This window comes from Calothrix anomala FACHB-343 (assembly GCF_014696435.1).
Classification (GTDB): Bacteria; Cyanobacteriota; Cyanobacteriia; order Cyanobacteriales; family Nostocaceae; genus Aulosira; species Aulosira anomala_A.
This window is the reverse complement of sequence record NZ_JACJQG010000054.1, coordinates 1-18,297: the sequence shown is the minus strand read 5'-3', so window position 1 is coordinate 18,297 and position 18,297 is coordinate 1. Positions and strand designations below refer to the sequence as shown.

Below are 18,297 nucleotides of genomic sequence, written 5' to 3'. Positions count from 1 at the left end.
TACGCGAAGTTCGCGCAAAGGTACGCTGAGGGTTGGAGGGTTTAATTTTTTGGGTTGTTTAGTGCTGTGTTGCAAGTTGCTGGTTGTTGGGAATGATGATTGGGGTTGGTGGTAGGGGGGTTGGCGCTGAGGGTGAGTTGTCCTTTTTCGTTGACTAACCAACCTGTGGCTTCAATGAGGGGTTGGGGGATTGTGGAAATTGCGGTTTGGTTATTGATGGATGCTGTGGGAGAATTTTCGGTTTTGGGTTTGAGTCTTACCCAATCGACTTGAACGGTGTCGGGATTTAAAATGTCTGTGGGGTTGCTGGGTAAACCACCTCGTCCTGTGATGATAAATTTACCTTGGGTTTGGGTAGGACTGTAACAACCTTCAGCGATTTCTGAATCTACGGGTACTTGTGGTAAGGCGGCTAAACCTCGGCTGGGGTCGATACTATTGATGACGACTTCACCATTTTGTCCGAGACGGGAATCGGCGGAAATATCAACTTCTCCATTCCCGCGAAATTGGGAAAAGTCGCCGGGGTTTCGACCTGAAGGGGAAAATTGGGCGATAAATGCCGGGGCGTTAATTGTAATATTACCTCCAGGCCCGGCATCGGCGTTGGCGAGGATGTCGCTATCTTCTAGAACCACAAATACTTGCGATCGCACATCAATGTTACCACCGCCGCCAGTACCGTTAAAGACGCTGGTTGTGATTTCGCTGCTGTTGCGCAGGCGGATATCTGTGGCTTTGATGTTGATATTTCCACCACCAGAAAGGATGGAGGTGGCTGTGATTTGTCCTTGGTTTCCTTGGATTTGGTCGGTAATATCAATAAAGATATCGCCGGCGTTACCTGTTCCCTCGCTGAGACTATTTAGCCTGCCGGTGTTGGTAAGGAATAGGGAATTGGCTTGTACTTGAATATCGCCGCCTTGTCCTGAGCCAAGTGTGGCGGATGATACATCTGCCCTATCTGTAATTGCTAAATTATCGGTTTGTAGGAGGATTCCACCGGCGTTACCAGTACTATCTCGTTGGGCTACAGTATAAATCTTACTATTACCACTGGCTGTGATTGCATCTGAGGCGCGGATATGTAAAAATCCTGCATTTCCAGAACCCAGGATATTAGTAATGATGTTGCTTTGATTTTCGAGATTTAGTTGGCGAGTGTCTATAAATATTGTGCCACCCGAAGCTTTACCAGTACCACTTGTAGATGCTCCTGCATTATTAGCAATATTGACTGATTCTGTGGCGCGGATAGTTAAATTACCAGCGTTACCTTGAATATTGCTTTGTGTATTACCTGCTTCCAGGCTTTCAAAGAGAAACTTACTCATCTCAGGAGGTAATAATCGTATCTGTTGTGCGACTTCTGCTAATTCCGGATTTTGTAAAAACTGATAAATGCTGGGAACATCAGTACTACTAGTAGTGATAAAGCTATCTTTAGCTAACATGTTCAACTTTTGAGTTTCAATGTATACGTTACCAGCACTACCTGTACCAAAAGCAGATGTAGATAGCTGTCCACCCTGAATTAAATTGACAGAATTATCCGCATATAGATTAATATTGCCTCCATTGGCTGTACCTACAGTTTGAGAAGTAATATTACCTTTATTGCTAATTGTTAATGTCCCCGTAAATAGATTTAATTCACCTGCGTTACCAGAACCTATAGAGGTACTAGAAAGGAAACTTAAATTGTCTATATTAATTGATTCTTGAGCGCGGATTGTAACTTTACCACTAGGATATAGAGAAGCAATAGAGCTAGAAGCTAAAGAAGAGCGATTTTGTAAATTTAGATTTTTTGTCTCGATTGAAATGTCACCTGCTGCTCCATTACCTTGCGGTGAAACTGAAGTTATAGCTCCTTGATTGATGACATCTATCGATTCTCTGGCTTGAATTGATAAATTTCCAGCTTTAGATCCAACTCCTAAAGTAGCAATAATAGCAGCATCCTGAACTAATAATTTTTCTGTAAATACAGAAAGATTACCTCCATTGTTTGTCCCTATATTTTGGGTACTTATTCCCGAACCATCAATCACACCTGTACCAATAATATTAATAGAGTTTTTGGCATTAATTGTGAGATTACCTGCGGTTTCTTGATTTATAGTTGAAATTCCGAGTAATGCTCCATCTAAAATATTGAGTGTTCCTGTCTCAATTTCTAGATTGCCTCCTGCTATAGCACCAAAGTTGTTACTAATTAATTTACTTCCTTCCCCAATAATATTGATGCTTTCTACAGCAGTAATTTTCATATTTCCCACCGTAGTTGCAGCAGAGTTATTAGCACTTAAAATTCCTTGATTCAGAGTGAGATTTTTAGTATTAATTCCTAGATTACCTCCCAGGGAAATAACATTGGCATTAATTGTTATATCCCCTTGCTGTGTATTTAGCTGAATTTGACCACCATTGCTGATAATTTGATTATTCACGAAAATGTTATTACCAGCTTCGGCGGTTATTCCCACACCAGGGAAATAAGTAATTACTGGTGCAGAGAATGTGATATTTTCTGTGGCTTGTAAGCTGACGTTAGCTAAGGCAAAATTAAAGGCATTCGCTAATATTTTCGTGTTACCATCACCACCAATATCGGTATCACTAAAAGCATCAGCATCAGTTAAATTTAAAGTTTCTCCACCAGCAGCGACAATTTCAATATTTGTCGGATCTAATAATAAAGTGCCAATATTACCGTTAGTAGCATTGGTGTCTACTAAGCCGTTGTAATCTAAAGATTGCTTACCAGAAACTTCGACAAAGCCACCATCACCGGAATTTACACCACCACGGGCGCTGATATTACCGTAAAATCTGGTATTGTTATCGCTCCAGACTATGACTCTACCACCATTTCCATTATCAATTGCATCGGCGTTGATGCTGGTATTTTTACCAATAAATGTGCTTGAGGCGTTGGGAACTGTACCTTTTCCTTGAAAATCTCCGCCAATTAAGACTGTACCACCACCACCAACGGCAGAAACCTCTATTTTGGCATTATCTAATAATCCGATGCGATCGCCAAATATTTCTACTCTCCCACCAGGCGCAGTTATGGTTCCTGTGCTGGTAACTGTGTTTCCTAATAATGTTAAACTTTGTCCTGTACCTACTGTTAAGTTCCCGGCGTTGCTAATATTCCCCTGTATCCCATTCTGCAAACCAGGACGGATTTTTAATGTCAGTAGGGGTGGTGCTTCGGGGTTGGTAGTATTGAATTCTAAACCGTTGTCAAATACTAAGCTTTTGGCAGTACTGGCGAAAAAGGAACCGCTAATATCTAGACGCGCATTTTCACCAAAAATAATGCCGTTGGGATTGAGCAAAAATAAGTTAGCATTGCCCAATACGCCAAGTGTACCGAAAATCTGCGAGGGGTTGTTTCCGGTGATGCGCGTTAGAATGTTGGTGACGCTGTGGGGATTTTGGAAGTAAACACCCCTACCCGCATCAATGTTAAATTCCGAGAAGCTGTGAAACAAGTTTGTCCCTCTGAGAGAACCGCCTGTAATTTGGTCGATTTGGGGGTTGAGGGATTCTACTTTGGTTCCTAAACTATTATCGGGGATGACTTGGGCAAAAGTGCGATCGCTGATTGTAAATATTGTCCCCAGAAAAGTTAAAAGGGCGATGATTAAAGGATTTTTTAGCATTGGTAATAAGGAGTTGGTATTTTTTGTACGCACCAGACGCAAAGATTTAAAAGTGAGATTTATTCAGTAAATTTGTAAGTTTCGCGAAATTTAGCGTTAGAAATATCGGCTAAATTCACGGTTTTTAATAATTCCAACCAGTCTTGATGAATGATTTCATCCTTGGGGCGATCGCGGTGGAATTCTGCTAATATAGTCAGGCTGTCATACCAGAGATTATTTTCTGCCAAAGTTAAATAATCATCTGGTTTAATATTCTGGTTTAATGCTACCTGTTGAATATAGCCATCTACGGAAATATATTCTTCAGATATGGCTGGTTCTTCATTACAATAAACTGTCAATATCCACTGATATCTATTACCATTTTTTAATGCATATTCTGGCTTATTTGGCAATTGCAAGTTGATAATACCAGCTTGACCAGAAAGAAGTAATTCTTGGCGAAAAAATTTCTTTTGATTATCTATATCTTGGATTGTAAATTCAGCAAATCTGGCATTAGTTGGTAATTCTGGGACGTAAACCCAAAAAGTAGGAAATTGAGCTAAAGTTCTTTCTATAGTAGATTTTTCCATTCCTTCTTCTGTAAATGCTGGTAATAAAGCAGTAATTTGACTCAATTCTTTAGGACATTCACTACGTCCGCCGATTCCCCTCCTTCTCCCCTTTGGTGCGCCGTTGTTAGGTAATTTTCGTCTTTGAAATGTCTGTAATTGTTGGCGATTATTGGTTTGTTGAGTAACTGAATTATTCTCGGCTTGGGCTAAATTTGGTGTAATTGTTAAGGTAATACCTAATAAAGTTAAGCAACAAAAAAATCTAATTATTGGCAATTTTAAATTTTGAATAATTTCTGGTGCTGGTGGTAAACTGCCACATAATTGTTGCAATCGCACGCCATCAGTTTCCCATAATTCAGCAGTAATTGAGGGAAATCCCGCCTCAAAACTACCTAGTCCAAAATTGAAGACAACGCGCTTACTCATTGCTAGTTCACTATGCAGCTTCAGATTTACCACACATAAATTCAGTGTTAACAATGAGAATTAAAGTAATAAATATTCTCTATTATTTGCTAACCCTAATTTTCCCGTGAGATACTTTTAACCTATACAAGTATATATACGGGTTTTTGGTCGAGAATTTTATGAAGAATAAAAGGCATTACATGAAGATTTCGTCAAATTGCCGAAAAATTAGGACTATACAGTGAAAAGCCTGATAAATCACTACTTGCAGCTTAATTATCATCATCAATCGCGAATTCTTCTACAAAACTGACATCGGCGATCGCAATTTTAATATAAAAATTGGTTCCTTTCTCACAGTGAAAATGCGGTAATTGAATATAGCTATCTCGTTCTCTAGAAGTCACCGCATAAAGCTGTTGTGATGAATCTGACAGTAAAGCTAAAGTTAAAAAAGCCGGTAATTGTTTTTCGCTTCCATAAGGATGCGCTTGTACCAAAACCCCAACCCTACCATCTGCTTCCGGAGTTAGCGCTACTAACAAAATTACAGCTTGCTCTTTGATTTGCAACTGCAAATTTAACAGCTTGGCTTGTTTAATATGTGCGGTATTTCTCACAGTCACTAACTTTGGTTCTGTGGTGAAAAATTCACTCACCGAACACCATCCAGCTTTCATAGACTCAGTAAAATCATTTTTTAACCAATGATGGAGATTTACTAACATCTTTTTGGCTGTTGTCGCAGTGCGATTAAGATAAATTTGTTCTCGCCATTCATCATTTGCTAATAATGCACCCCACTGGGTAAAGGGAATATCTAAACGAGGAGAATAAGGCGATGGCTGACTTAATTTATCGATCAGCGATGCGGCTGTTGTTGACGGTAATAAAGGTAAAGATGGTATATTTGCTGTCTCTGAGCCGCAAATTTCTCTCGCCAACAATATAATATCTAAATCAGGAATCAAATCATGACTCTTAACTGAGTAGGTGCGATAAATTGGATCGTATACACCTTTTTCTTTGAGAGTTTTATGAGTGATATAACCCCAAAATCGCAGCCAATTTTGTTCTAAGTTGATTTGTACAGGTAAATAATAACTAGCTACAAAATTAGGAATATCAACCCATTCTTGCGGTACAGAAAATTCTGCTGTATCCACCGCATCGTGAGGAATTAATACCAATCGCCTTTCCCCAATAGTTATTGCCGTACCATTAACTAATTCCCAAATACTCGCTAATTCTCGCGCGCTGGGAACTATATAACTAGAATCTAACTCCCAATTTTCTTTTAACCAGCGTAAAAAGCCATGCAGACAAAGATGATTAATATAAGCATAATGACGAGCGGTTTGATTAGTTTGTAAATTTGTTGCAGCTTCTGCTTGTTTAATTTCAGTTGCTTGGCAATCTAGCCAGATATCTTCATTTGGGTAAAGTTGAAATGTGTTCCAGTTGCTATTCATTGTTAATTTCCTGAATAAATATAAAATTCTAATTATTACCAAAATCAGCAGTCTTTAGCCAGTCATCCATTAAATATCCCACTTGCTTGGATGCTATTCCTTCACTAGCTAAAGGCATATTAATTCTAGCGGCAATTTGTGTGACTATATCTAAATTCAGAGTTTCTTTGCCTAATTTTAACTGAAGCTCAACTTCTAGCAACGATAAATTGCTTAACTTAGCTATTTGCTCTACATGCATTTGTTGTAGCCAAAATAAGCGCAGAATTTCTCGCAATGGAGATGATAAGGCTTGCATTGAATTATGCAAAAAATTGTGCATTAAGCTGTAATAGAAGCCATCCAGATATTCTTGTAAATAAGTTTTTAAATCATTGAGCTTTTCCGAAGTTAAATCTATTTTTAAATATTCCTTAGCCCATGTTCCTAAATGACTTAACAATTCCCACAAAGTTTTTTTGTAACGCCGCCCAACAGTAGATTGATTAGCACCAATTTCTACACCGATTTTTTCTTGAGATAAATTTAACCCATGCAAAAAGAGAGGAATTCTTTGTGCTTCTGGTTGCAAACGATCAATTTGGTGAGAAATTTGTTCTCTTAATTGATGAAGATACTCCCTAATTTCATAACGCAGGCTATCATTTCCTTGAATAATTGAATTCTCATCGGCGATTAAATCTAACCATGTTAAGGTTTCTGTATCTTGAGAAATTGGTTCATCTAAAGAAACTTGAGCGAAATCAATATAATTACGAATTGCTTTACCAATTTCTTGGAGCCATTGCTGAATAACTGTTCCATCTACTGTTTGTGGTTGGGGTAATAACTGTGGTAATTGGCGCGAAAACTGCTGATAACGGCTACAAATAGCATCAAAAGCTTGAGGTTGGGGAGAGCTAACATTAATCAATCCTGCATCCTTCGCTTCTTGAAAACATTGCCAGACTAAAGTGTAATGTAAAATAGTCACTTCATTAAGTCCCAGACGTTGTAAAACCGTAACGACTCGCGTTTTAGTCACCCTAGCCGCTAATCCTAAATCACTTCTTTGAAATGTTCTCAAACCTTCGATTTCGCGCAATTTATCGCAGAGAAAGCCTGTCATTCTCTTATTAACATATTTGGCGAATTTGTAATACCATATATGTAATTCTAAATTTTCATATTCTGGATATTTCCACAAATTATCTAAACATTTTTCTGGCGTTAAAGCACTAGTTAAAGAAATTTGCAATAATTCATGGAATAAAGTATCACGATCTAAATCAACTCTTGCTGATATTTTGACAATATTTGTTCTAATTTCCCAAGCTGCTTTATAGCTAAATCTTGATAAAAAAGCGCTCCAAACTCTTCTGTTTAACTTTTCCTTCGGGTAATTTTGAAAATTATGTAAAATAATTCTCACCAATTCTGGTTTACTAATATTAGGTTTTTGGGTAACTAAATTATGAATATATTGTTGTAATTGTTGATCTACTTGCCAAAAAATATATTTTTGTCCTTTTGCATCTTCTTTTAGCAAAGGAAATGTAAAAAATTCTGCAAATATCATTTAACCTGTCTCCTATTAACAAAAGTAAAGTAGTATATATTTTTTCACCTAAATTTACAGACGATTTCCTGCATAATTAACTATAAATGCCAATTATGCCTTAATCACTATATTGGGACAGAAACCAAAAATCATGCACTGCGATCGCAAAATTGGGTCATCATATAGCAATCCGCTTTGAGACGCGCACATCAGAAGGAGGACAAGGAGGACAAGGGAGACAAGGAGGACAAGGGAGACTCTATACTAAAATTAGCGATCGCTAGATTATGCCTATACAGGAAGTGTTGTTATGAGCATCCCAGTTGTAGAGCAATTCACCGCAGAAAAACTGGTAACTCTCAAGGATGTTTCGTGGGAGCAATTCAAAGGAATTGAAGCACAGTTAAAGGACAACCGCAATGTCCGACTGTCTTATTTGTCAGGGATATTAGAAATTATGGCTCCGATTGGTGAGAAGCATGAGAAAGTGAAAAGAACTTTTGGCTATCTGCTAGAAGCTTACATGAAATACAAAGGAATCCGGTTTTACGGTCGTGGCGGATTTACACTGGAAGAACCAGGGTATGCTTCTGGTACACCGGATGAGTCTTACAGTATTGGTACAGAAAAAGAAGTACCTGATATTGTCATTGAAGTTATTGTATCTAGCGGTACAATTAACAGAACAGATTTATATAAACCAAAAAAAGTGCCTGAGGTTTGGTTTTGGAAATCTTACGAAATTAAAATATTTCGTCTGACTGAAGATGGCGAGTATCAAGAAGTCAAGCGGAGTGGGTTTTTTCCCGATTTAGACCCAGCATTACTGTTACAATATATTGCTATGCCCGATCAATATGATGCGATCGCAGAATTTGAACAAGTTATTCGCAATCAATTAGTTTGAAAATGGGCATGGGGCATGGGGCATGGGGCATTGGGCATTGGCTGAGTTGAAATTCTGTCTGCTTGTCTTTACTTCCAAACTAATTGCAAACTTAAACTAAATCCAGGTAATACATCTTCTCCTGATAATTCTGTTGGTGATTCTAATAATTCTTTTGCTTTACCCAAACGATAAATTTCCACTTGCCGCATTTTGGGATTAATTAACCATCCTAATTTCACGCCATTATCTATATATTCTTGCATTTTTGTTTGCGTTTCTAGCAAACTATCGCTGGGTGACATTAACTCTAAAACAAAATCTGGTGCTATCGGTGGAAACTTTTCTTTCTCTTCTGGTGTAAGTGCATTCCATCTATCTTTTTGAATCCAAGCAACATCGGGAGAACGATTAGCACCATTTGCAAGTTTAAAACAGGTGGAGGAATCAAAACATATTCCTAGTTGAGTTTGGCGATTCCAAATTACAAAATCAGCATTAATTTCTGAGTTGCAATTTCCAGTTGCTCCACCTGTCGGTGACATAATCAGAATTTCTCCGTTGGCGTTGCGCTCAAATTTAACCTCAGGGTTTTCTCGACAAAGTTCATAAAATTGATTGTCGGTAAGTTGAATGATGCGGTTTAAGTTGACGGTGATAGCTGACATAGCGCTGATATGGGTGATGATACCAACATTTTAGAATATGGAATTATAGAGCGATCGCTCTTGGTAAATTCCAGATTCCTCTTGCTTTTCTGGAGAGCGATCGCTTAAATTAAACTGATGTGAGCAAAGATAATCAGAATCTACCTGGCATCATGAACTTACCACAGGTGTTCTTTTTAAAGGATACAGTGGCTCAGATCCATTTAATTGCCAAATCCTCAATACCAATACAGCAGCGACAGTCAGCCACACACAAGAAAATGATAAAATCATCCCCGCTACTGGATTAGTTTGCCAATAAATTGCTGTTACCACTAAAGCCGATAACCAAGGGCCGAAAATAACGACAGGAACAGCTGCGCCTAATCTGCGTTCTACAGTAAAAATTGTATTCCAAGTATCACCAAAAGCCAGATGTACGACAAATAAAATGAACGGTAAAACTAAAAATTGGTGGTTCATTTCTTGCCAAACCAAAACAGAAGAAATTACCCGCAACACAGCAATTATCATCCAGACTATTGGAAATACTAAGGGTGCAGGAGACCATTTTGGTCTAATTACTTGGTCGTAAGTCTGACGAGAACGGGTATTATCTAAAAGGGAAAAAATGCGCGAACGGAGACTGAATACAGCAAAAAATAAGCTAGTCAATACAGTACTAACCCAACTAGGAACAGCAGAATTACTATCAATGAGATTGACTAATTTTTCCATTCCCAGTAACACCAACAGCATAGTTACTATTTGTAAGATAGTCCCTAGTTTATAAACTACAACTGCTGTGATATCTAGTTCTTGTGTAGTAGCTATTGCTGTATTTGCAGATTGTTGATTTGCAGTTTTTACCCCCATCACTGTATTCACAAATTTTTCCAGAATTCCCATGTTATTTGCTTGATTCATCGCCAAATCCCTAACTTCTATCTCTGCGCATGGATGTAATCTACAAAGTAAAACTTCGGAGTTAGCCAGAATTTTAACCCAGCATAAGCTCCTAAACTCAGTAGTGCTGTGACAATTAGAGGTAAACCCAGCTGCAATTTTAGCGAATCTTCCAGCAGCGCCACAGCGCAAACAGTAATAGCAAAGTAAATTAACAGTCCTATCTGCAAGCGTTGTATAACTTTCAGCGCTCGCCGACAACTACTACAATGCTGGGTATGCTGTTTGTAACGATCTAAAACTTGTTCTCGATTGTCATTGATTTGCCGAATTTCGGGAATGCTAATCCCTACTTCATTCCAAGGTAACTCTCCCTGACAATATTTATCAAACCAATTGCGATATTCAATTACTAACCTATCTGCACTTGTGGGTAGGTTAAAGGCTGTTTTCCAGCTTTGGGACGATCGCGTCTGTTGAAGAAAATACTCTTGCTGTTGTAACAGTATCATATCTCCATCAATTACTTCATTGCGCTCGCTAATATGATCCCACCAGCGAGGACGCAGACGGTGAAGTTTTTGGGCAAAGTTTCGCGGAAATTGGGCAATAAGCCGAGATTTACCTGGAGATACGGGTATGCAATAGGTGACAAGTCCTATCTGCTTTCCATCGTTACCAAACTTGATTGTATACTCTAAGCGACAAGGCGGTTCAAAGATAATTTTGGTTTCAAACCTTCCCTCAGCAGTAGCTTCAATCAAATTGGGAGTTGATTGGACAATTTTAATCGGTATTGGTCTAGCTTTAGCGCGATCGCCTTGGATGCCATGATGGGCAAATGGCACATGACTCGGATCTGCTACATTTTCAATTAGGATTTGCCAATCATATTCTAAATCTCGCACGTAAGAATACCACACAAAACCTTTAGTAGCATCTACTTGTGGTGATAAAGGTAAAGGTGTATTAGCCGCTTGTTCTCTAGATTTTACATCCGGCCAAACCCAAAGTAAACCCTGTTCTTGACGTACTGGTAGGGTGACAGCACATAAATTTTCGAGATTTTTGCTCAACAATTCGGGATTTTCTGCTTGGGGAATATGAGTGCATATTCCTTGCGCATCAAATTGCCAACCATGATAGCTACACATTAAATTTCCCGTTTTCTCATCAATGCGTCCCTCACTTAGAGGTGCAAGGCGATGGGGACATTTATCTAAAAAAACGCGGAAAGTTGCAGATGATTTGGGTTTCCAGATAACTAAACGCAGTCCCAAAAGTGTAACTGCAGTTGGTTTTTCTCCAAATAAATCTTCAATTGGTGAGAGTGGATACCACTGTTGAAAAAAGTTAAATTCCGGTTCCATTTGACTCATGCTTGATTAAAGTAAATTTGTGCCCGTTTCTTTGGCTAAACCACATCTATTTTGAGAACCATAGTTTTAAAAGTAGTGGGAGCATCTTGCTCCCTGATCTTCGTAGCGGACAAGATGCCCGCACTCCAGGTTTGAAAATGGACGAAGTTTATCTTTATTTCAAAATAGTTGCTTAAGATAATTATATATCTATTTAACATTCTTAAATATCAAAAAACAAATAATTTAGATACATCACCATTTCAGGCAGTTTAATCTTTATTTTTATCTGGTTTTCATATCTATTCAAACCAGGACTTTTTAATTATTTTTATATTCTATAATATAATTTAAGTTATGAATATTAATACCTATATAATCAAATCAAATATGACCTATATAATAATTTTAATTACTGCTAAACAATGTTCTAATTTCACCAACCGTAGATAATTGCTAAAGTTACAGATTGAAAAATCAAAAACTCCACACATGTAGCGGAGTATTAGGGGCGGGTTTATTTAGATCATCATTGATTGGTGAAGATATCTGTAAACCCGCCCCTACTGACTAATGACTAATGACTAATGACCAATTTAATTAAGCCGACCCAATTATCTTAATCTAGTTCAATCACAACTTTACCAAAGTGAGCGCCACTTTTGAGATAATTATATGCAGCTTTGGCTTCAGAAAAGGGAAAAACTCTATCAATAACTGGCTGTAATTGATTTTCTTGAATGGCGTGATTCATCGCCTCAAACATTTTGCGACTGCCCACATAAATACCTTGAACTGTGATACTTTTAACGAGTATGGGCATTGGATCAATCGCATCATTTCTTCCTGAGAGTACGCCAATTAAGCTCACACGCCCGCCAATACGCACTGCTTGTAAAGATTTTGGTAATGTACCTGTACCGCCTACTTCCACAACATGATCTACACCTGTGCGATTAGTCAGTTCGTAAACTTGCTTTTCCCAATCTGGGGTTATTTTAGTATTAATTGTTTCGTCTGCGCCTAAATTCTTCGCTTTAGCTAATTTCCCATCGCTACTAGAAGTTATAATGACTCTGGCACCGTATAATTTAGCAAACAACAGCGCAAAAATAGAGACTCCACCTGTACCCAGAACTAAGACACTGTTACCTTCGGTAATATTACCTTTGGTAACTAGGGCGTGCCAAGCTGTCACGGCTGCACAAGGTAAAGTTGCACCTTGAATATAGGAGAGATGGTCAGGTAAGATAACTAAGCCATCTTGGTGTAAAACGACATACTCAGCCAACATACCATCGATAGCACCGCCTAAATCAGACTTCATCGCTGCTCTGGTTAAAGCGCCAGCAATCCAATCTTGAAAGAAAGTACCCGCGACGCGATCGCCTATTTTGACTCTGGTGACTCCTGGTGCGATCGCTACAACTTCCCCCGCACCATCAGATAGGGGAATTAAGGGATATTTTACCCCCGAACCATAAGCCCCTTCAGCCACCAGTAAATCACGGTAATTCAGAGATACAGCTTTAACTTTAATTAAAACTTGTCCCACACTTAGCTGAGGTTCTGGGCGATCGCTAAATGTGAGTGCATCAATTCCCGTATTACTTGCTAGTACATAAGCTTTCATCACTTTACTCCTGGGTAAAAAGCAAAAAAAAAGATAATTTTGCTAATTTTTCGTAATCGCCAAAAATCAGCTTGTAGATCCACATCGTGAATCAAGTAAAACCTAAAACTAAAATTCCTCTATGACTATTGCTTATTCTCAGTTCACAGTTCCGTCACTTTCATTTGCACTATTATTAAGCGCTGTCAGTGTTCCCTTTTCATCACGAATATTAGATCGACTGAAACAGCAACGCGAGCAACAACAGCAAAAATTACTCGAACAAATTACTATTCTCGATTCCTTACTTGCACAAGATGATTCTGATAGTCAGACTGAGAAAGCAATTAGGCAACTGCAGCAAATTCTACATAATTCCCGAAAAATTGCCAAGCCAGAGTTTAGTTTAACTCTACTTAATACTATTATCAATACTTACGATACAACCGATTGGCTGTTAGGGAAAGTAATTAACAGAGTCAAACCACAGCACAAAAAGTCAGCAACAAAGCTAATGATGTTAGTGGTACACCTCACTCAGATGTTAGGACAGCCTTATTTGCCAGAAAAGACGATAATGTTAACCAAGCTTGCTAATTATTGGCAAAGGATTGGCGAACAAAAAGCCGCTTTGCGCTTGCTAGCAGCAGCATTCAAAATTAGTCAGCTTGCACCCAGATTAGAATTGCAAATTAGGTTACTAGTACCCATAGCTCAAGAATACCTAAAACTCCAGCAAACTGCTCAAGCAGAAGAAATTTTAACAAAGTCACTGCAGATTGCGCAACAAATTCAGCCTGAATATCAAGCAGATAAAAGTATAGCACTAGCAGATATTGCTAGTGCTTATATAAAACTGGGTAAAACAGATGTGGCTTTAGAAATTGCCAAATCTATTCCTGAGCTATACTATCGTGCTTATGCAATTGATTTAGTGGCATTGCACTTAGCAGAAACTAATCAATTAGCTGCCGCTCTAGAACTAGCACAAACAATAGAAATAGTTGAAATTAAAGGACAAAGATTATTAGAAATTTCTCTCATTTATGCCAAAAGAGGAGAGGAAGAATTAGCCAATCAGGTATTTGCAACAGCACTCGCCGGATTTACTCCAGAACAAGAATATGCTAAAGGAAATTTAATTCAAATTTATGCACAACGCGGACAAATAGATGCAGCTTATTTAGTAGCATCACAGCTAAAAAATCCCGAAGTTTTAGCATTAACTTTAGGCATTATCGCCATAGAATATATGAATTATGGCAAAAAAGAAGTTGCTGAAAAAGTTATTGCCCAAATTCTAACCCTGATTCAAACTTCAGAAACTGCCGAGCAAATGGGCAGCATTTATAGCATATTAGGAAATGCTGTTGCTGCTAAACAATATCAGCTAGCTTTCGATTTAGTTATTGCTGTTAAACATCCTAATTTCATGGATAAAGTCGCTTGGATGTTATACATTGGCGAAGCTGCAATTCAAAATGGAGAATTAGAAATTACATTAAGATTTGCGCAAAGTTTAGAACCCAGCTATATTGATGTGCGCAATCAGTTATTGCAGAAAATAGCTTTATTTTACGCCCAAACCCAGCAAATGGAAAAAGCCCTAGCTTTTGTAGAGCAAATCGATAATTCTGGGACTTTACCCTATCAAATCGAGACTTTAGCCGTAATTGCGACAGTTAATGGTAAAATTGCAGAAAGCGATCGCCTATTGACACAAGCGATCGCCGATGCGAGAAAATTAGAATTAAAACCCCAAGCCTTAGCCTTGACTATCGTGGCGCGAGAACTGTTAAAAATTGACAATTCCAAGCTAGCAGATGAACTTTTAACAGCAGCCATACAATTAGCTACCAGCGAACAAGATACAGCTGTACGCGAATCTCTGCTATTAAAAATGGAAGAATTGTTGATGACAGCACAACAATATCTCGCTGCTTTACAAGTTGTACAAGCCAACCCCACAGACACCCAAGAGTCGAAATTAACCTCGCTAGTTTATTTACTAGTAGATAATGGCAATGAAGAAATCAATATCCCAAAAATTTACCAACAAATCAAAAATCCTGAAATTAGAACTACTGGCTTAATTAGCATTGCTGAAAGTTATATCCGCCAGCAAAAAAAGCCTTTAGCATCAGAAATTCTCGATTTAGCTTTTGCAGCTGCTAAAACCATCCCCGGTGAAGAATCCCGCGTTTGGACTTTTGGTGCAGATGCCAATGGTTTACCAACTACTATTGTTGAAGATGACTATGATAGAGGTAGTTCTTTAGAAAAAATAGCGCTGTTCAAAGCTCAAATTGGCTACTATCAACAAGCTCTGCACATCGCCCAAGTGCTAGAAGATAAAGCAACTCGCGATAAATTATTAACAAAGCTAGCGGAATATAAAAAATAGTTAACTCCTCTGAGAAATTCACAATTCTTAAAACCTAGTTTTGTAGGGTGTGTTACGCCGCAGGCTAACGCACCTTTAATTTTTACTCGTGGGTTTACAAGATAATACCAATTTGAAAAAATGCTACAGATTCTAAGTAGATAAAAATGTTGCGCTATCTAGAATATTTTTATCTCAGAGGTTGTTGAAAAAGTTTTTATCGTAAATAAAAGGGTTTAAGACCCATACGTCTATACGTAGTATCATTTTCAGTAGGGGTGTAAATCCCGAATGAAAATGTCTTTAATTTTGAATTTTGAATTTTGAATTGTTATTTGCGTGGATTCCGAAATCAAAAAGTTGATATTAAATGCGATCGCAGCTCATATCAACTCTTAATTTGCATAATTTGCTGATAAATGTCTCAATCTGCTATAATTCAGATGACAATGGGAAATCTGTCCTATATCTCCTAAAAAACTATGCTAAGAGAGTAATTAGGAGATTTAAGTACAAGTACGAAGCAAGCTAGAACTAGCTAATTCAGGGGAATTACGAGCGTTCCTACCAGATAATCTCTGCCACAAAATTTAAACAATCTTTAAAGAATGTCTTGAGTCTTTTTTGAACTATGGGAAACTTAGACTTTGAAAGTTGAAAAACGGCCTCATGCCTTGAGAGGTTGTTTAAACGGTACTTGGCGGCAATTTTACGCACCGATAAATCCCTCCAATCTCACTCAAAAAGAGGGGGGTAACACAACCCTGGCGATTTTCCACAGGGTAACAAAGGTGCGGATTTAGGGGAATCTAGAACGACTAATCAGAGGATTTTGAAAACATCCTCAAAGAGTTACTTAGCGACAACAAGCATTTCTGAAAATCCAGGAAATTACCTATGTTTGCAGCAAATAGTACAAATATGCAGACTTTAGAGGCTAAAAATAGCAGTCTTGTTAATCCCACTTCAGCAGGTATATTAGACTCCAGCTTGAATCTGAGCGTCCTCAGTACAGACAATCTATTTACTAGCAAGTCTAGCAGTAGTGCTGCCAGCTTATCAGACTTGACTACAATTCAAAAATCCTCACCGTTTCAAACTACTGAATATACTCAAGAAAACCCTAGCTACAGCTTGAAGGCATACAATGCCAATGATGTCCTCATCACTAGCAACGGCGATGATAACCTCAGTGGTACCGGCAGTAATGAAGTTCTTGAAGGTGGTAACGGCAATGATACCCTCATAGGTTGGGGCGGTAACGATCTTTTATATGGTGGAAATGGTGACGATCGCCTCGACGGCTATGCAACTAGTGGCACAGAATATGACACTCTAGTTGGTGGTGCTGGATCTGATACTTTCATTCTTGGTGGTAACTGGGGACTTTCATACCAAGGCGATGGTTTTGCCATTATTACTGACTGGGAATGGCAGAGAGATTATATCGAAGCTATTGGTAACTCTAGTCAATATAGACTAGTCTCAGAAAACTGGTCTGGTAGTTTGGCTTCTGATACGGCGATTTACTCTGGTGATGATTTGATTTGTGTGATCCAAGATTCAACCGATGTAAACTTTGAGCGGGATTTCCGATTTGTCTAAAGGGGTTAGGGGTTAGAGGTTAGGAGAGAGGTTTTCATTTTTGGTTCTCATACCAATCCACGTTCTAATACGTAATAAAGGTAGGGGCGGGGTTTCCCCGCCCTGGTGAGGGTTTCAATGTTACGTTATAGATTTCAGTTTGGTATAAATTGAAAATCAGGACTATACCGAATTTCTAACCCCTAAAGCTTTCAGTAGCTATAAGCACAAAGCCCATTTAGATGGGATAACCTCAAAGGCTGATTAATCGACAACAAGCATTACTGAAAATTTAGGAGATTACCCATGTTTGCAGCAGATAGAACAAACATTCATCCTTTAGGCACTACAAATATCAGTTTTGTGAATGGTACTCAAGCCAGCCTACTTGACTCCATCTCGGATCTGAAAGTCCTCAGTACAGACAATGGATTTATTAGCAAGTCTAGCAGTAGTGCCTCAAGCTTAACAGACTTGACTGTATCTCAACAATCATCGCACTTTTCAGTTGGTGAGTACGGCATAGAAAATACCACTTACAGCTTAAAAGATTACAATACCAATGCTATCGTCAGTAGCGACGATGATGACCTCACTGGTACCAGTGGCAATGATACCCTAGAGGGTGGCAGCGGCGATGACATCCTCTTAGGTTTGAGTGGTGATGATATTTTGTTTGGTGGAGATGGAGACGATCGCCTTGACGGTTATGCAACTAGTGGCATAGAGTATGACACTCTAGTTGGTGGTGCTGGATCTGATACTTTCGTGATTGGTGGTGACTGGGGAGTTTCATACCAAGACTTTGGTTATGCCACTATTACTGACTGGGATTTCCAAACAGATTTTATCGAAGCTGTTGGTGATGCTAGTCAATATACACTAGTATCAGAAGACTGGTCTGGTAGTTCCGCTCTCGATACGGCGATTTACTTTGGTGATGATTTGATTTGTGTTGTAGAAGACTCAACCAACGTAAACTTTGATCGGGATTTCATCTTTGTTTAAAGTGGTTAGGGACTGTTTTCAAGTCTGACGTTATTCCTCAAATTTTGCGCCGATCCCCCCAACCCCCCTTAAAAAGCAAAAAGCCTTAAAATTCCCCTTTTTCAGGGGGAATTAAGGGGATCTAAGACTTTGAAAATACGCCCTAGTGGTCTGTCCCATTAATTTTGCTGGGTTGCACTAGCTCATGATTAAATAGTAATCTAGGTGCAAACGTACCCACAAACTCACAGGCGATCGCTTGCAAGGAAAAAGG

Annotated in this window: 12 protein-coding genes; 4 read left to right on the top strand and 8 right to left on the bottom strand. The window is 38.6% G+C overall.

Annotated features, from left to right (window positions below; translation table 11 throughout):
- Positions 1 to 41 precede the first annotated feature (41 nt).
- The 4 genes from H6G08_RS25740 to H6G08_RS25725 form a co-directional block, all read right to left on the bottom strand.
- On the bottom strand, positions 42 to 3,677 hold the full coding sequence (locus H6G08_RS25740) for a two-partner secretion domain-containing protein (RefSeq protein ID WP_190548205.1): 3,636 nt from the start codon (positions 3,675 to 3,677) through the stop codon (positions 42 to 44).
- A gap of 59 nt (positions 3,678 to 3,736) precedes the next feature.
- On the bottom strand, positions 3,737 to 4,666 hold the full coding sequence (locus H6G08_RS25735) for a DUF928 domain-containing protein (protein ID WP_190548203.1): 930 nt from the start codon (positions 4,664 to 4,666) through the stop codon (positions 3,737 to 3,739).
- 254 nt (positions 4,667 to 4,920) lie between these two features.
- Positions 4,921 to 6,120, bottom strand: a complete 1,200-nt coding sequence (locus H6G08_RS25730) for a DUF1822 family protein (RefSeq protein ID WP_190548201.1) — start codon at positions 6,118 to 6,120, stop codon at positions 4,921 to 4,923.
- Between the two features lie 28 nt (positions 6,121 to 6,148).
- Entirely contained in the window at positions 6,149 to 7,678 is a 1,530-nt protein-coding gene (locus H6G08_RS25725) for a hypothetical protein (protein WP_190548199.1), read from the bottom strand.
- 292 nt (positions 7,679 to 7,970) lie between these two features.
- Here H6G08_RS25725 and H6G08_RS25720 point away from each other — a divergent pair, with 292 nt between their 5' ends.
- Positions 7,971 to 8,567 carry a Uma2 family endonuclease gene (locus H6G08_RS25720; RefSeq protein ID WP_190548197.1) on the top strand — a complete coding sequence of 199 codons (597 nt, stop codon included), beginning with the start codon at positions 7,971 to 7,973 and terminating at the stop codon, positions 8,565 to 8,567.
- 68 nt (positions 8,568 to 8,635) lie between these two features.
- Here H6G08_RS25720 and H6G08_RS25715 read toward each other — a convergent pair whose 3' ends face one another.
- The 4 genes from H6G08_RS25715 to H6G08_RS25700 all read right to left on the bottom strand — a co-directional run bounded on the left by H6G08_RS25715 (position 8,636) and on the right by H6G08_RS25700 (position 13,090).
- Positions 8,636 to 9,214 carry a Uma2 family endonuclease gene (locus H6G08_RS25715; RefSeq protein WP_190548195.1) on the bottom strand — a complete coding sequence of 193 codons (579 nt, stop codon included), beginning with the start codon at positions 9,212 to 9,214 and terminating at the stop codon, positions 8,636 to 8,638.
- Between the two features lie 150 nt (positions 9,215 to 9,364).
- A complete protein-coding gene (locus H6G08_RS25710; RefSeq protein ID WP_190548194.1) occupies positions 9,365 to 10,120 on the bottom strand; it encodes a TspO/MBR family protein in 756 nt (251 codons plus the stop codon).
- A 17-nt stretch (positions 10,121 to 10,137) separates the two neighbouring features.
- Positions 10,138 to 11,469: an aromatic ring-hydroxylating dioxygenase subunit alpha gene (locus H6G08_RS25705; protein WP_190548282.1), complete on the bottom strand. Its 1,332-nt coding sequence runs from the start codon at positions 11,467 to 11,469 to the stop codon at positions 10,138 to 10,140.
- Positions 11,470 to 12,076: 607 nt separating this feature from the next.
- The gene (locus H6G08_RS25700; protein ID WP_190548192.1) at positions 12,077 to 13,090 is read right to left on the bottom strand and encodes a zinc-dependent alcohol dehydrogenase family protein; all 1,014 of its coding nucleotides are present in this window, start codon (positions 13,088 to 13,090) and stop codon (positions 12,077 to 12,079) included.
- Between the two features lie 121 nt (positions 13,091 to 13,211).
- Here H6G08_RS25700 and H6G08_RS25695 point away from each other — a divergent pair, with 121 nt between their 5' ends.
- From H6G08_RS25695 to H6G08_RS25685, 3 genes are all read left to right on the top strand, one after another.
- Positions 13,212 to 15,473, top strand: coding sequence for a tetratricopeptide repeat protein (locus H6G08_RS25695; RefSeq protein ID WP_190548190.1), 2,262 nt, complete (start codon positions 13,212 to 13,214; stop codon positions 15,471 to 15,473).
- A gap of 876 nt (positions 15,474 to 16,349) precedes the next feature.
- Positions 16,350 to 17,057, top strand: coding sequence for a calcium-binding protein (locus H6G08_RS25690; protein WP_190548188.1), 708 nt, complete (start codon positions 16,350 to 16,352; stop codon positions 17,055 to 17,057).
- A gap of 285 nt (positions 17,058 to 17,342) precedes the next feature.
- Positions 17,343 to 18,044, top strand: coding sequence for a calcium-binding protein (locus H6G08_RS25685; protein ID WP_190548186.1), 702 nt, complete (start codon positions 17,343 to 17,345; stop codon positions 18,042 to 18,044).
- Positions 18,045 to 18,297 lie beyond the last annotated feature (253 nt).

What these genes read in the sequence shown, in the direction of transcription:
- H6G08_RS25715 (WP_190548195.1), bottom strand. Translation starts at nt 9,214, where the DNA reads ATGTCAGCTATCACCGTCAACTTAAACCGCATCATTCAACTTACCGAC.
- H6G08_RS25730 (WP_190548201.1), bottom strand. Translation starts at nt 6,120, where the DNA reads ATGAATAGCAACTGGAACACATTTCAACTTTACCCAAATGAAGATATC.
- H6G08_RS25740 (WP_190548205.1), bottom strand. Translation starts at nt 3,677, where the DNA reads ATGCTAAAAAATCCTTTAATCATCGCCCTTTTAACTTTTCTGGGGACA.
- H6G08_RS25710 (WP_190548194.1), bottom strand. Translation starts at nt 10,120, where the DNA reads ATGAATCAAGCAAATAACATGGGAATTCTGGAAAAATTTGTGAATACA.
- H6G08_RS25685 (WP_190548186.1), top strand. Translation starts at nt 17,343, where the DNA reads ATGTTTGCAGCAGATAGAACAAACATTCATCCTTTAGGCACTACAAAT.
- H6G08_RS25720 (WP_190548197.1), top strand. Translation starts at nt 7,971, where the DNA reads ATGAGCATCCCAGTTGTAGAGCAATTCACCGCAGAAAAACTGGTAACT.
- H6G08_RS25695 (WP_190548190.1), top strand. Translation starts at nt 13,212, where the DNA reads ATGACTATTGCTTATTCTCAGTTCACAGTTCCGTCACTTTCATTTGCA.
- H6G08_RS25700 (WP_190548192.1), bottom strand. Translation starts at nt 13,090, where the DNA reads ATGAAAGCTTATGTACTAGCAAGTAATACGGGAATTGATGCACTCACA.
- H6G08_RS25725 (WP_190548199.1), bottom strand. Translation starts at nt 7,678, where the DNA reads ATGATATTTGCAGAATTTTTTACATTTCCTTTGCTAAAAGAAGATGCA.
- H6G08_RS25735 (WP_190548203.1), bottom strand. Translation starts at nt 4,666, where the DNA reads ATGAGTAAGCGCGTTGTCTTCAATTTTGGACTAGGTAGTTTTGAGGCG.
- H6G08_RS25690 (WP_190548188.1), top strand. Translation starts at nt 16,350, where the DNA reads ATGTTTGCAGCAAATAGTACAAATATGCAGACTTTAGAGGCTAAAAAT.
- H6G08_RS25705 (WP_190548282.1), bottom strand. Translation starts at nt 11,469, where the DNA reads ATGGAACCGGAATTTAACTTTTTTCAACAGTGGTATCCACTCTCACCA.